At 47.6% G+C, this 15,645-nt stretch carries 11 protein-coding genes; 1 reads left to right on the plus strand and 10 read right to left on the minus strand.

All coding sequences use genetic code 11. The features are described 5' to 3' along the window. Complete coding sequence (gene bfr / locus AC51G0_RS06910) at nt 1–465, minus strand: bacterioferritin (protein WP_496301322.1); 465 nt, start codon at nt 463–465, stop codon at nt 1–3. Nucleotides 466–679: 214 nt separating this feature from the next. After that, nucleotides 680–1,603 carry a LysR family transcriptional regulator gene (locus tag AC51G0_RS06915; protein ID WP_496301323.1) on the minus strand — a complete coding sequence of 308 codons (924 nt, stop codon included), beginning with the start codon at nt 1,601–1,603 and terminating at the stop codon, nt 680–682. 236 nt (nt 1,604–1,839) lie between these two features. On the opposite strand from AC51G0_RS06915, the gene AC51G0_RS06920 reads away from it, so the two are divergent. Beyond that, nucleotides 1,840–4,773, plus strand: coding sequence for an alpha-L-rhamnosidase-related protein (locus tag AC51G0_RS06920; protein ID WP_496301324.1), 2,934 nt, complete (start codon nt 1,840–1,842; stop codon nt 4,771–4,773). Nucleotides 4,774–4,867: 94 nt separating this feature from the next. Here the strand turns inward: AC51G0_RS06920 and AC51G0_RS06925 are convergent, their stop codons facing one another. The 8 genes from AC51G0_RS06925 to xdhA form a co-directional block, all read right to left on the minus strand. Further along, nucleotides 4,868–5,887 (minus strand): patatin-like phospholipase family protein, encoded by a 1,020-nt coding sequence (locus AC51G0_RS06925; protein ID WP_496301325.1) that lies wholly within the window; start codon nt 5,885–5,887, stop codon nt 4,868–4,870. Between the two features lie 89 nt (nt 5,888–5,976). After that, complete coding sequence (locus AC51G0_RS06930; protein WP_496301327.1) at nt 5,977–6,915, minus strand: hypothetical protein; 939 nt, start codon at nt 6,913–6,915, stop codon at nt 5,977–5,979. Between the two features lie 158 nt (nt 6,916–7,073). After that, nucleotides 7,074–8,438, minus strand: coding sequence for a hypothetical protein (locus tag AC51G0_RS06935; RefSeq protein WP_496301328.1), 1,365 nt, complete (start codon nt 8,436–8,438; stop codon nt 7,074–7,076). A 577-nt stretch (nt 8,439–9,015) separates the two neighbouring features. Further along, entirely contained in the window at nt 9,016–9,342 is a 327-nt protein-coding gene (locus AC51G0_RS06940) for a hypothetical protein (RefSeq protein WP_496301329.1), read from the minus strand. A gap of 54 nt (nt 9,343–9,396) precedes the next feature. After that, nucleotides 9,397–10,734, minus strand: coding sequence for a guanine deaminase (gene guaD, locus AC51G0_RS06945; RefSeq protein WP_496301330.1), 1,338 nt, complete (start codon nt 10,732–10,734; stop codon nt 9,397–9,399). A gap of 19 nt (nt 10,735–10,753) precedes the next feature. Then, a complete protein-coding gene (xdhC, locus tag AC51G0_RS06950) occupies nt 10,754–11,599 on the minus strand; it encodes a xanthine dehydrogenase accessory protein XdhC (protein WP_496301331.1) in 846 nt (281 codons plus the stop codon). Between the two features lie 39 nt (nt 11,600–11,638). Next, a complete protein-coding gene (xdhB, locus tag AC51G0_RS06955; RefSeq protein WP_496301332.1) occupies nt 11,639–14,050 on the minus strand; it encodes a xanthine dehydrogenase molybdopterin binding subunit in 2,412 nt (803 codons plus the stop codon). Next, the gene (gene xdhA / locus AC51G0_RS06960) at nt 14,043–15,434 is read right to left on the minus strand and encodes a xanthine dehydrogenase small subunit (protein ID WP_496301890.1); all 1,392 of its coding nucleotides are present in this window, start codon (nt 15,432–15,434) and stop codon (nt 14,043–14,045) included. Before xdhA ends, xdhB begins: the two co-directional genes overlap by 8 nt. Between the last annotated feature and the right edge of the window lie 211 nt (nt 15,435–15,645).

Below are 15,645 nucleotides of genomic sequence, written 5' to 3' on the forward strand. Positions count from 1 at the left end.
CTACATCTGAGATTGGAGATAATTTTCAATGCCAATATTGCGGATCAGTTCTTGTTGGGTTTCAATCCAGTCGACATATTCTTCTTCGTAAGCAAGGATATCTTCCAGCAGCTCACGGCTGACAAAATCGGCTTCGGTTTCACAAAATGCGATAGCTTCACGTAGTAGTGCCAGTTGTTCCATCTCCAATACCAGATCACACTGGAGCATCTCTTCGGCATCTTCGCCGATACGCAGTTTTTCTAAATGCTGCAGGTTGGGTAAACCCTCAAGAAAAAGAATACGTTCAATCAGATCATCAGCTTGCTTCATATCTTTGATTGATTTTTTATATTCTTTCTCATTCAGCTCATCCAGCCCCCAGTTTTTGAACATCCTGGCGTGCAAAAAATACTGATTAATCGACGTTAGTTCTATGGTAAGTACCTGGTTCAAGTAGCTGAGCACTTGGGTCTTGCCTTGCATAATACTTCCTCCATAAGTGGCACATATAAATATTATTTTTGCCAGATTTAATCATAGGCGCTGATTTTCAACTGTGGGTAGCTGATTGTGAAAATGCTTGAGCAAGAGAGGAAAAAGGGCGAACAGCTTAAAATAGACAATAATTATAATACTTCTCATTTCTGTTGAGAGGCTAACAAGTGCAGCGATAGCGATATGGTTACTGAGTGATAGGTTACTGCCTGTGGCAAAGGCGATCAGAAGCGAATGTCTTGATGAGGCTTAGCAACTGGTTATGTTCATCTGACAACTCTTGTGCCAGGCAGTATATGCCGACGGTGCCACGAAAAGCGGGTTTGTCCATGGCGAGCGGTTTGAGCCCGAAACGGCTCAGGTAGTCAGTCATTACATTAGGGTAGGGCATGACGGCACAAGTTTCTAAGGCCATATCAATACTGGCGAGTAATGAATCGACCTCATAAACAGTGCGCTCATCCAATTTTTGCTTGTGGCTTTCAACCCACTTGGGCATTGGGTCGTCGATGATGTGGCTGAACTTGCTTGAGTCATAGGTTACGGTAATGGAAGGGTAGTTTTCCAGCATCGCCTCGGTGGCAACTTGAGCCAACAGCGGATGGTCAGGGTTGACGAAAAAGGCATCATGGGTTTGCAACAGTGGAGTGAAGTTGACATTGTATTTTGATGACAGCCCAATGATCTCATGACCAATAAAGAATTCGATTTGATCGTTGATCAATGACTCCATCAGCGATAAATGGTTACCGAGTTCAACCTGAACTGATGCAGATGGAAAGTGTAGGCGTTGCTGGTGAAGGGCATCTTTAACAAAAAGTGTCCACCACGCATCACCAGTACCGATCCGAATTTTTCCGGACAGGCATTGTTTTCGTTCATTGATACGGTTCATCATCTGCTGGAATTCATGTTGCATGCGAGAGCTGTGCTCATACAGGATTTGGCCAAACTCTGTCATGACCATACCGCTCGCTTTGCGTTCGAATAAGCTAACCCCTAAATTTTGCTCCAGCTTCTTGAGGTTACTGGTGACGGTTGGCTGGCTTAATCCCGCCTTTTGAGCAGCTGCACTGACACTTTGCAGGCGGGCAACGAGTAAAAACTGCTGAAGTAATTTGTCCATGGTTGATGGATTCCTATTGATATTATTCTGAGCCACACCGTGACTAAGTTTTTTATCAGCATCACATTTTGATAATTTCATATCAATACCCATCTGGCTAATCTATTGATTAGGGTCACCTTTAAAACAAGCAATATAGGTTTTATCTATACCTTGGTGTCTGACATCAATTTTTATTTTGATGTTGAGAGGTTCAGAATTTTGTCAGCTGACCTTAAGACGAAAGAGAATTGAAAATGAAACCAACCATACTTGCGATTGCCGTAGCTGCAACGTTAGGCTTGATAGGGTGCCAGTCTGACAACTCGGTTCCTGTTGCCAGGGAGGTGCCGGTAAAACCCGATACGCCCATTACACCCGAGAAAAATGATGATATTCCTCTGATCAAAGAAGCTCTTTACCTGCGGGGGCTAAATGGCAACTGGGGCACGGCATCTCATGCCCGTCTGATTTATCAGGGGCAGAATAAGTATGAAACCGTATTGCGGGTTGCAAGAGGTACCAACTCGTTCAAGATTGCGGATGAGAGCTGGCAGATCGAATACACAAACTACCAGTCTCCAGCTGCCATAGGCAATGTGAATAGTTATTTTCCAAAGCCTGAAGATAAAACCCCTTGTATGAACGCAGACTGTAACTCGGTAATCACTTTCCCGGCAAAAGGCTACTACAAGTTCAGTGTGACGATAGCCGATACTGCTAGTGTCGAAATGGTAATAACAGAGGCGAGTCAGGAAGAAGCACAGGCCTATTATCAGGATGCCATCACCGATCCCGAGCTTGTGCATGAAGGCCACCAGCAAAAAGCCAATGTGCAATTTGATAATTTTGATGCCTCGAAAGAGACTGTCACTTTCTCGGTGAAAGACCAAAAGGCACCATTGAGAGAGTTCGGTATTTCGACCACAGCAGATTTGCGTGATGCGCTGGACCAAGGGTTGTATGTTAACGAGTTGGCCGGTAGCCCGAAGGTGGTGACGGGAGATGTGGCATTCGATTCTCTGTTTGCCCTATCACTGCAAGAGCTGGATCAGCTGGCAGTGTCTGAGATCCGTGATGGTAGTTATAATCACAACCAGCCGATTGCCGCTGAGGTATTTGAAACAGGTGCCAAATGGCATTACGTTTGGACTCGCGATCTGGCCTATGCTGCCGATCTGTCCCTGGCCATGCTGAATCCGCAACGGGTGAGAAACGGTCTCGAGTTTAAGCTCTCTGGCTTTAGGGAAGAAACGGGGTTGCAATATGACGGTGAGCAGATCATCCAGGATACCGGTACTGGCGGAAGCTGGCCAATTAGTACTGACCGCGTAACTTGGGCGTTGGGTGCTGAACGCTTGCTATCTGTTCTGTCGGGCGAGGAGTACGATCAATTTGCGAAGCGTACCTATAGCGCAGTTAAAAATACCGTCGAAGCTGATCGCCAGGCTGCATTTGATACTGTTTCCGGCCTGTATCGTGGCGAGCAGTCCTTCCTTGACTGGCGTGATCAGACCTATTCAAGTTGGAGCCATGACGATGTCAATGTCATTGGTACTAGTAAGTCTCTTTCGACCAATGTGGCACATTATCGGGCACTGTCGCTGGCGGCCAAACTGGCGGAGGGGGTCGATTCCACTGCTGCTGTCCGGTATAAGCAGTGGGCAGCCGATCTCAAAACGGCGATAAACCAACATTTCTGGGATCCGGCGAGCGGTATGTATGTCAGTTATTTGTTTAATAACCGTGGTGATCTTCAAATAGATAAGTTTGATATGTTGGGCGAGGCGCTGGCCATTACTAGTGGCATTGCCACGGATGAGCAAGCCAAACAAATTATGCAGAATTATCCGCACTCACAATTTGGTGTCCCGGTCTATTTTCCGCAGCAGCCCGGGATCCCTGTTTACCATAACCGTGCTATTTGGCCGTTCGTAACAGCGTATAGCCTGAGGGCTGCCAATCAGACTAAAAATGTGGCTGCAGCCAATAACGCCTACCAGTCGTTGATCCGCGGCACGGCAACCAACCTGTCAAATATGGAGAACCTTGAGTGGTTATCCGGCAAGTCTCAGTTGCTCCATAGTGACTATGGCCAGGATGCATCACTGGATGGCCCTGTGATTAACTCACAGCGCCAACTGTGGTCGGTAGGTGGGTACCTTAGCATGGTGATAGAGCAGGTATTTGGTATTGATACGGCATCAGGAGAGCTACGCATAGAGCCGTTTATTACTGGCTGGCTTCGTAATACGACATTCAGAAACAGTGATGAGATCCGGCTTGAGAATTTCAGTTTCAAGGGCCAGAACTATACCGTTACTGTCAAGCTGCCAGCGTTGTCGGAAAACCAGGAAGGGTATTACGATATTGCTTCGGTTAAAAAGAAAGACAATAACTATACTGTCACACTTGGGGACTTAATCGAGAGTGATCAGACTATCAAGGTTATTGCTGATGTGAAGCCGTATGCGGCGGGTGATAACAAAGTTTACTCTCCGCAAGAGCCTGTACTCAGTGCCGATTATAGCAATGGGCAAGTGAAGATCGATGTGCAGAATAAGGGCGAGCACAAGATCAATCTGTATCGAAATAATGTGCTGGTCAAATCGCTGGTTGATGGTGTGCAGTTTGATGACGCCTTGCCAACCGGTCAGTTCGCTTGCTATACCGCAGAAACAGTAAACACTGTTGGCCACCGCTCAAATCCGAGCCGCCCGGTGTGTGCCGGTAAGAAGCAGGATCTGCTGTTTGATGGTAAATACCAGCAGCTAAAAGAGGGGGCTGACGTCGTCACCCTGGAAGGCATAACAGGTATGGTCGGCAGCAAGGAGAGCTTTACGGTAGAGAGCTCAGGTGACTATGAGTTCAGTGCTCTGTATAGCAACAACCAAGGCCAGCTAAACACTGGTATCACCAATGCGGTGAAGGTGCTGACAGTAAGTAATGAAGTAGGCGAAAAAGTCGGAGGGGGGCTCCTGCAAATGGGTCATATCGGCGAACAGCAGGGCCTGCGATATTCAACCCCGGTAACCGTAAATTTGGAAGTGGGCAAAGCATATCGGTTTGAACTCACGGATTACTATAACATGAGTTATCTGACTTCTAATGCAACGTATATTTATGCAGGAGGAATGGATGGGATTGTTAACGCTGTGGACTTGGTGAATATGCGTGTGACACGTCATTGATGTCCGAATTGTGATTTCTCGGGCTTAACCTGAGCGTTCCTAGTATCAGGCCCAAGCAGTGCTTGGGCCTGATTTTTTGCTATATGGTTCACTGTTATGAAATAGGCAGGCCTGTGTCTGCGTCGATCCGATCCAGTGAGGGCCCTTGGTAGTTATTCAACAGTAATGCAACCACATCATTGCCATATTGCTTAAACCAAAAATCCCCTAGTTTTCTTAACCGCTGGATGTTTTGCTGGCTGATATCATCCATTGCATCGTCCGGAGCCTGGGGGAAGCCAGGTTGTGATTTCAATTCGGCGTTAACGCGAATATAACTGCCCGGTTTGGTGATGCTCATTGCCTGATACGCAACGACGCGTTCGTCGCTGAGTATGTCGAGAATATGCCCTTTGGCAAACCATTGCAATGCCCCCCATTTACGTGAATCCGGGCCGTTTATCTTACGGGTACGATAGCCGGTTCCGACAGATAAAACCCGCATTTGGTCAATTGAGGTGTTAGTCCAGACTTTCTTGGCTTCGGCCAATGCGCACATTGTCGGATTGTTGGCTGTAACACCGCCATCAATGAGCCAGGATTCTATGCTTGATGCTGAGGTGTTGAACTCTTTGGTCGGGAAATAAGTGGGTGCCGCACTGGATGCGTCGGCTGCCATGTAGGATTGGGTATTTTGAAACGTGGGATCAGTTGATTTGATAATCACGGGTTTGCGTTTTTCTACCCCATAAGTGACGACCAAAATGTGCTTGTCTGCGGGGACATCGCTGATTTTGGCGCTGCCGAAATTAGTCTTTAGAACCTTGGTTTTTCCTGATGCTTCGTATTTAGGGGCGTTTATTCCGTCGATCTCGAATAACCCTTTATTCTCGGTAAAGATCTTCTTTGCGTTTTGGTAGTTGTAGAGTTGGTTGATGTCACTGACCGATAACTGAGTTGTTGCAAGAGCCAGGGCGATGATACTGCCGGTGCTAGTTCCGGCATAGAAATCAGCACAGTCTCGGATAGAGGTTTGATGGTTGGTGTTGAGTTGGTTTTCGATATGATTGAGAAACTGTGCAGTGGCGGCACCGCGTATACCACCGCCATCTAATGACAGGATTAATTTGGACATGATTAACTCCTTGTAAGTTTCCACATGCTCTGCAATTACCACAAGTACTAACCCGTTCATGCCTGTCGTCAGGCAAGATTAGCCCGGTATTAAATAGGAGCGACATTCACAGCGACTATAATGGCTTGCTCCGATTCAGAGCTCAGTGTGTATGTTGATTGATCACTATTGGTTGTAGCCTTCTGCTTGCTCGCATTGGTAAATTCGACGGGGCCGAGACGGAATTGAGATCCGTGTGTTAATTGGTTGTCGTTACTTTGAACAAAGTTTTTGCTGGCACTTAATTGAGTGCTTGGTTGGTAGGCAACCAGTAATTCCGATATACGGCAGTTTAGAAGCCCTTGTGGGCCAAAAAAAGTATCAAGGTTATATCCGCCTTTCAGGCTAGGCTTTTGCTCTTTGATCAGGGTAAGCAGGCTACTGTTAAACCAAGCGCCAGGTGTGACTTTAATTCTTCCCCATGCTTTGGCCGATATCTCCAGGTAATTTTTTCGATGAGCCAGTGGCAAGCTTGAGTACTCACTATCTGGTGCTATAAAATGCAATGTCAAAGGTGTATTAGTGGGAATAGGAAAACGGATTGTTTGGGGATTGCTACCTTCGGTAATCGTTGCTAGCCATTGTTTGGGCCAGGTACTAATACTGTAAGTGGGTGTCCAGCGTATTATCTCAGCGCCATCGTTTATTTTAGCCCAGCCAAGTGGTGCGATATTATCGCTGGTTGGTGAGTATGCTGGCCTTTGCGTCATTCTTTTGGCTTCAATGAGTAACTCTTGCGGTACGAAGCTATTGTCCAGCAAATCGAGCAGCAGGGTATAGCTGTCAAACAGCCTTTCTGAACGGAAATAGAAATTTTCGGCACCTTGACAGGACTGTGGGAGCGTATCGCAAAAGTTGACCATATTTCGGGGAAGGGTGCCTGAGCCTGATATATTCCAGCTCCATGCTTTATTTGGTACTAAAATCTGCTCCTGAAAAACGGGAATAGATTTGTTATCGGCAGTATATTTGATACTTAAATGCGCCATGATAACCAATATAGTTAGTGTGATGATCACTAGTATTATGTAGTGAATCAGCTGTGTGTTGGCGGAATTTGTTTGCAAAATAAATTTCGCCCCTGAAGGTAATAAATAAAATAGTCATAAAAGGGCTGCCATATCAACAGCCCTTTTATTGGGGTTAATTAGGCCGTAATTGGATCTTTATTTTTGGCCGATATATTGACATTGGGTTCAACGCCGCCAGGGAAGCTGACCACTACACCCAAAATAACCGGGTTCTCTGAAGTGCTCTCGCCCTTGAAGGTGTTTTTGCCTGAAGTGCTGTGAACATAATCGCTTTCGTGGCCACCGTCACCGCCAAAACTAAATGGACCGATACGGAAACCACCGCCACCGTTGAACTTCTCGTAGTTGCGCTGGTAGGTTTCTTCACTCATGGTGACTTCGAAGCTAGGTTTGTAGGCGACCAGTAGCTGTACAACGCCTGTAGTCAGGATGCCATGCTGGCCAAATAATGAACTGCTACCTTCCGGGCCGTTGGCTACCCAAGGGCTGGTTATAGTGAAACCTTGACCGGATGGCCCTTGTTTTGCCTTGGCAAGCTCATTGAGGAAACCACCGTCGTACCAAGCTCCGGGCTGGACGTCTACCAAGGTGCTGCTTTGAACTTTAATGACAGCCTTCAGGCTTGAGTCATTGCTGCTAATGTCGAGTTTCTGCCAACCACCACTGCCATGAACCCCCCAGAAGAATGCATCATAGCCTGCGCTGCCACCTGCCCATGATTTGTTCAACGTGGAATTGCTCTCGCCAGAATCAACCGTAATAGTAAAGGCTCCCTGACTGCCACTGGACAGTTGGTTGCGCCAGTCGCTACCACTTGTTCCGACTATAAAGTCAGGTTGCCAGCGCAGTATACCGCTGCCATCGGGAACTTTGACCCAGCCTCTAGGGGCCGTGGAAGTTGCAGGATCGCTATCAGGCATTTTGCAGGCATTTCTTGCGTTTTGAAGCGTTTCCGGCATCAATGAATTGGCCAGCTGCTGCTCGAAGTCAATTGCTTTTTTCGCTGTTTCGGCTGCAGCCTTGCTCTCCTTGGCATAGACTTCGGCTTCAGGGGATTCTTTAACCCAAGTCGCCACATCAGGATATTTGGCTGCAAAGACAATACCACCGTTTTGCTTGGCAGTGAGGTAAGCCTGGTTACAATCTGAGTTGACTTTGTTGAGTGCATTGTTCGCTTCTGTTACCTGATCTTTCGCGTTTTGCAGGGCCTGCTGCTGCTCAGGGCTGGCCTCAAAAGTCACATGATCGAATATCTTGCTGTATGCATCAAAGAAGCGGGTTGTGGTGGGGAGAAACTGACCGATAGGAGACCAGTTAGGCATAGCACTTAACATTAGGTAGGCTTCGGGATCAATTTGACCGGTCGGGGCTACATTCCAAGCAAAGTTTTTCGGTGTTCCATTCATTTGTAGGTATTTTATACCGAGTTGAGTACTGAGTTGTTGATAAACCTGGCCAAATAAATCTTTGTTATTAGACATGCATAATTTCCTTGTGAGTTTGCAGTTAACCCTGAATTACAAACAAACTACGTTTCATGGTTTAACTTAATGAAGTTAATGTAAATACAGATAAACCATTGCATGGATAGGTATACAGCATGTGACTATCACTAGTTTAACCGACAGCACTGTAAAGCTAGGTGAAGGTATTAAATTGTTCCAGGGAAATATTGTGAGCAAGGTGTGACTTTGAATTGAAATGATGTAATTACATGACTTTGTAATTAGGTGTGAGACTAGTGGTTATGTGACTGGTTATATACGTGCGCCTTCTGTTATTGCATGAAATTAGAGATTAAATTCACTGCGTTAAGAGTTAGTAAGTAACTTGGAGGTGGTTGTATTAATTCTTTGTGTGTTAATTAATGATGACTTGCTGAAAAGATTTTTTATGAGTGTTTTTATGAATTGAGCGTTATTTTAAATGTGAACGCAACATAATGTCTAGGTGATAGTAATCATGATGATAATAAACATGCCTGCTTCTAAATCGGCAGGCATGAAATAACGTAGGCTGTTTTGAAGGACTACCAGATCCTAGCAGATACGGTAATGTCTATTTAGGATAAATAGTCTGGCGTCCGCACCCCGCACAGACACCGTGCTGGATGCGTAACTCGCAGTCATGGGTGGTCGGTGTTCCATGCGGGCAGTCGTCATCAATGCCAGAGACAAAATCTAGGCTGAATGTGCCGTCTCGTCCGTCGCCGCGCGGATCGTATTCGGCATGCTCGCCGAACCCACCTTGCTGTTTGATTTGCTCTAGCATGGTATTCAATTCGCCAGTAAAAATATCGGCGTACCTAGCGTCTTTGCTGACCATTTCACTCATGCGCTGCAATACGGTGGCCACGCGAGTTTGGGTATTCTTGTTATTGGACATAAGTACAGTGCTCATGGTTAGGGTGGCTGGCTGCCGGGCAGCCAGATAATTAGGTTAAACGGCTATCTTATTTCTTGGCTCTTCACCATTGATATCGTAAGCCTTTTCACCGTAGATATAGGTCTGGCTGACGGTTCTGTCATCGCCCAGGCTCATCAACACAAATAGCTTTTCGTCCAGTGTGGTTGCTTGGTTCATACGGAAGCGCATTAGCTGGGTTGCATGCAGATCAAGGACGACGAAGTCAGCCTCTTTGCCTATTTCGAGGTTACCAATTTTGTCATCCAGACGTAGCGCTTTAGCGCCACCTAGGGTAGCCAGAAATAAAGATTTCAGCGGATGCAGCTTTTCTTGTTGTAGCTGCATGATTTTATAGGCTTCGCTCATAGTCTGAAGCAGCGAGAAGCTGGTTCCTGCGCCGACATCGGTCCCCATACCGACATTGATGTTGAATTTCTCCAACTTAGGCAGGTTAAACAATCCGGATCCGAGGAATAGATTGGAGGTGGGACAGAATGAAATTGCCGAGCCGGTATCGGACAAGCGCTGGCATTCACAATCCGACAGGTGGATGCCATGGGCAAATACCGACCGTTCATGCAACATGCCGAAGTGATCGTAGACATCGAGGTAGTTGTCGCGATCCGGGAACAGCTCCATCACCCATTCGATTTCCTTTTTGTTTTCGGACAAGTGGGTATGCATGAATACATCCGGGTATTCCTTCAGCAGCTTGCCGACTGTTTCCAGCTGAGCATCGGTGCTGGTTGGCGCAAAGCGTGGGGTGACGGCATAGAGCAGGCGGCCGCGGTTATGCCAGCGCTCGATAAGCTCTTTGGAATCTAAATAGCCTGACTCAGGCGTATCGGTGAGGTAGTCAGGGGCATTTCTGTCCATCAGGACCTTGCCGGCAATCATCCTCAGCTTGCGCTTCTCGGCTTCCTCAAAGAACACCTCGACGGACTCTTTATGCACCGTCCCGAAGACTAATGCTGTTGTCGTCCCGTTGCTGGCCAGCTCATCTAAAAATAGCGTGGCCACTTTCTTGGCATAAGTTGGGTTTTTGAATCGCAGTTCTTCTGGGAAGGTATAATTTTCCAACCAGTCGAGCAGCTGCTCACCATAGGAGGCAATCATTCCCGTCTGCGGATAATGAATGTGGGTATCAATAAATCCTGAAGTGATGAGCTTATTTTCAAAGACGTTAACTTCAATGCTGTTAGGTTGACGAGCCAATACGTCCTGAGCATCGCCAATATCTGAGATATGACCGTTTTCAACCACGATCATGCCATCGTCAAAATACTGGTAGCTATCTTCCAGGCCGACATCTTTAGGATCGGCAATACTGTGCAATATTGATGCGCGATACGCGATTTTGTCCGTTGTCATTGTGCTATTCCTTTATCGCTCAGGCGATAGTGTTGCTTGCCTGATTTTCTGGCTCTGCGGCACTCGATCTGGCCGGGCGCTTTTGTTCCAGCGGCTCACCCTGGTAATGGGCAATCAACTCACCGGCTACCGAGACCGCAATTTCTGCCGGATGTTTTCCTTTTACGGCATTGATACCGATCGGGCAGACCATTCGCTCGATCGTTTCTTGACTGTAGCCGCGCTCTGTTAATCGGTAATCGAACTTCTTCCTTTTGGTCAAAGAACCTATCATGCCGAAATAAGCCGTATCATTTCTGTTGAGAATGGCTTTAGCGAGGTCAAAATCTAACTGGTGGTTATGGGTCATGACCAGATAGTAGCTGTTAGCTGGCATATCCTTGACTTCTGCAACGGGATCATCGGAGACCAGTTTTTTTACGCCAGTCGGCAACTCGTCAGGGAATTCATTTTCCCGCTCGTCTACCCATGTCACACGGAAGGGCAGGGTTGCAACAATATGGAGCAGGGCTTTGGCAACATGGCCTGCCCCAAACAGTACTAGATGGTTTTGCTGCTGGCCGATAGGCTCGAAACTGAGCGTTGCCATACCACCACAACACTGACCAAGCCGGGCACCCAAGTTGAAGTGCTCAACTTTGGTGTGCCTGTCACCAATTAGCAGCATTTCTCGTGCCATTTTTACTGCCTTGTGTTCAAGATGACCACCGCCAATGGTCGCAATAATGTTGTTACGGGTGACTAGCATTTTGGTTCCAGCATCTCTAGGGACGGAACCTTTGTCAGCCAGTACCGTTACCATGACGCAGGCTTCGCCGTTCTCATCTAGCTTGGCCAGCTCATGAATCCAGTTATCGTTAAACATGTCATACTCCTTGGCGGTTGTTATCTTAAAAAAGGGCTTCTATTTGATATCGTTCGTTATAGCCTCTGCAGGGTTCTCTTGGGTTTTATCATCCGATTGCGGTTGCTGAACTGCATTGACTGCCCACAGTACGCGCTCTGGCGTGGCCGGCGTATCTAGCTTCGGGATCGCACCATCGATGGCAACAGAGGCAATGGCATCTCTGAGCGCGCTCCAGACTGACATCCCCAGCATGAATGGGGGTTCGCCCACTGCTTTGGAATTGAACACGGTATCTTCCGGGTTGCTACGGTTTTCCAGCAGGTGAGTGCGGAAGTCAATTGGCATATCGGCAATGGCCGGGATCTTGTAACTTGCCGGGCCGTTGGTCATCAAACGGCCTTGCTCATTCCAGACCAGCTCCTCGGTGGTTAGCCATCCAACACCCTGAATGAATCCGCCTTCAACCTGGCCGATATCAATGGCTGGATTGAGGGAAGCGCCTACATCATGAAGAATATCAGCACGTAAGATCTTGTATTCGCCGGTAAGTGTATCGATGACCACCTCGGAACATGATGCACCATAGGCGTAATAATAAAATGGACGGCCTCGTGCTTTTTGATGGTCGTAGTAAATTTTTGGTGTGCGGTAGAAGCCGGTACTCGACAGTGATACCTGGTTGAAATACGCTTGTTGGACAAGCTCTTCGAACGGTATGAACTGATCGCGGACCTGGACGATGCCATTTTTGAAGACGATTTCTTCCTTGTCGACCTTGAAGTGCGAGGCTGCGAAATCAACCAGACGCTGCTTGAGGATTTGCGCTGCGTTTTGGGCAGCTTTACCGTTTAGGTCCGCGCCTGACGATGCTGCTGTCGGCGAGGTATTCGGCACTTTGTCAGTATTGGTCGCGGTGATTTGAATTCGGTCAATATCGACCTGGAACTCCTGCGCCACAATTTGGGCGACTTTGGTATTGAGCCCCTGGCCCATTTCCGTACCACCATGATTAAGGTGGATACTGCCATCGGTGTAGATATGGATCAGCGCACCCGCTTGGTTTAGGAAGGTGGCGGTAAAGGAGATCCCAAACTTAACAGGGGTGATCGCCAGGCCTTTTTTCAATATCGGGCTGGTTTTGTTGTATTCAGCGATCTCTTTGCGGCGTTGATGGTAGTCGCTGCTGGCTTCGAGCTGTTCGGTGATCTCGTGGATGAAGTTGTCTTCTACGGTTTGGTAGTAGTGGGTGACATTGCGATCATCATGGCCGTAGTAATTATGCTTTCTGACTTCAAGTGGATCTTTTTTCAGGTACAGCGCAATTTCATCCATGATGTGTTCAATAGTCATCATGCCCTGCGGGCCACCAAAGCCACGGTAGGCGGTATTCGAAGCGGTATTGGTTTTACAACGGTGGCCAGTGACGGTGGCATCACCCAGGTAGTAGGCATTATCTGAGTGAAACATTGCCCGATCAACAATTGAGCTGGAGAGATCCGGCGAGTAACCGCAGTTACCGGCAACGGTAATATCGATCCCCTGGATCCGGCCGTTGTCATCAAAACCCACTTTATATTGGTTGTAAAAAGGATGCCGTTTACCCGTCATGGTCATATCTTCATTGCGATATAAGCGCATTTTGGTGGGGCGGCCAGTTAAGGTGGCAATGACTGCGGATAAGCAAGCTGGAGCTGCTGCCTGTGTTTCCTTGCCGCCAAAGCCTCCGCCCATACGACGCATGTCGATAACAACTTTGTGCATTGGCACACCCAGCACTTCGCTAACCAGCTTCTGGACTTCCGTCGGGTTTTGGGTGGAGGTATAGACAATCACTCCGCCATCTTCAGTCGGCATCACACTGCTTACCTGGGTTTCCAGGTAGAAGTGTTCCTGGCCACCAATATGAATGTCGCCTTCCAGAACATGCTTGGCTTTTTTCAGGGCTGCTGCAGAGTCCCCTCGTTTTTGCTGGTGGCTTTCGGTTACAAAGTGTTTTTTGGCTAATGCTTCTTTGACATCCAATACGGCTGGCAGTGGTTCATATTCGATAATTGCTGCCTGGGCGGCTTTGCGGGCAGTATCAAGATCGTTGGCAGCAACAGCAATGACAGGCTGGCCGTAATATTCTACTTTGCCGTCAGCGAGCAGAGGGTCGCCCGGAAGGATCGCGCCGATATCAAGCTGGCCCGGAATATCCTTGCTGGTAATAGCTATTGCCACACCGTCGAATTCGTAGCATGGAGTAACATCAAGTTTGGTGATCTTGGCATGGGCCTGAGTACTTAAGCGGGCGTAGACATGAAGCTGATTTGGAAACTCCAGCCGATCATCGATATATACCGCTTCACCTGTGACTTGTTTACCGGCGCTGTCATGTTTCACGCTCTTTCCGACACCGGTTTTCAGATCTTTCTTTACCAGTGCGACCATCTCCTCGTGGGTCATCGCCTGATGATTGTGATTAGACATATGAGGTCACCCTTGTTTCGATTTGGCCATTGGTATTTTGTTGTTCGATGAAAAAGCGATGCAGCATGTTGGCTGCTGTTAGTGTGCGGTACTCTTTGCTGGCCCGGAAATCACTGAGAGGTTCGAAGTCCTGCTCTAGGGCTTGCATTGCGGCTTTTACCGTGGTGATTGACCAGGTTTTACCTATTAATGCTTCTTCGCAGGCAGTTGCACGTTTCGGCGTGGCAGCCATCCCACCAAAGGCAATGCGGGCATCAGTAACTTTGCCGTTATCAAGCTCGATGTTGAATGCTCCGCAGACTGCTGAAATATCGTCATCCAAACGCTTGGACAGCTTGTAGGCGCGAAATTCTTTGTGGGCTGATGGCTTGGGAATGATGATCTTTTCGATAAACTCGGAAGGTTGCTGCGCCGTTACCTTATAACTAATGAAGTAATCTTCCAGTGCAATGGTGCGGTGCTCATTGCCCTTGCGCAGTACTAGCTGTGCATCAAGAGCTATCAATAATGGTGGGGCATCGCCGATAGGGGAGGCGTTACCAATATTACCGCCAAGGGTGCCTTGGTTACGTACCTGCAATGAGGCAAAACGATGCAGTAGTTCGCCGAAATCCGGGTAGTGTTTGCTGACTGCCTGGTAGCTATCACTAATCGGTAAGTTGGCACCGACTTCAATAGTGTTGTCCGTTTCGCGAAGGATTTTCATGTCACTGACTAAGCCGAGGTTGATCAGTTTATCAATCGGACGGTGAAACTGAGTGACTTCCAAGGCGAGATCGGTTCCGCCAGCAACGAGTCGTGCATCAGGGTGAGTGAGCAATAGCGTAGCGAGCTCATCAGTTGATGTGGGTGAAAAGCTGTAACGGTTGTCATGGGTTAGCGTCGCTGGCTGATCGCTGAGCTGGGTTAGTTTGCTAATTGTTGCTTGTTCCAGCTCGGCGAACTGATCCAATAAAGGCTTTTCAGTACTTAGTGATAGGGCGGCATCGACAATGGGACGATACCCTGTGCAACGGCACAGGTTGCCTGCCAGTGATTCGAAGATTTCTTCCTTGTTGGCATTAGGCTTGTTTTTGCCCAGGGCAAACATGGACATGATAAAGCCTGGAGTACAGTAGCCACACTGCGAGCCGTGAAAATCCACGACCGCCTGCTGGACGGGATGCAGCGAGTTGCCATTTGGTTGCAAGTCTTCAACGGTGATAAGTTGTTTGCCATGCAAAGCTGAAACGAAAGTCAGGCACGAGTTGACTGAACGGTACTGTAGTTTTCCATCAACTAACTCTCCGAGTACGACGGTACAAGCACCACAATCTCCAGAACCACAACCTTCCTTGGTTCCTGTCTTTTTTACATGAGTACGTAAGTAGTTTAACACCGTCATATTCGGTGAGATCTGGTCTTCCTCACGCACTTCCTGGTTGAGTAAGAACTTAATCAAGGGACCTCCTGTTCTCGGTTGTGATTAATTGACCTTTGAGTCAATATTGGCCTTTGTTGACTCTTTGGTCAACTTTTTTATCACAAACCTGCAACATTTGGTTGTGCTGATGGTGTTTTATTCATTTGTAATCAATGGTTTATATTGTTTTATA

The organism is Photobacterium sp. HL06, assembly GCF_059552575.1.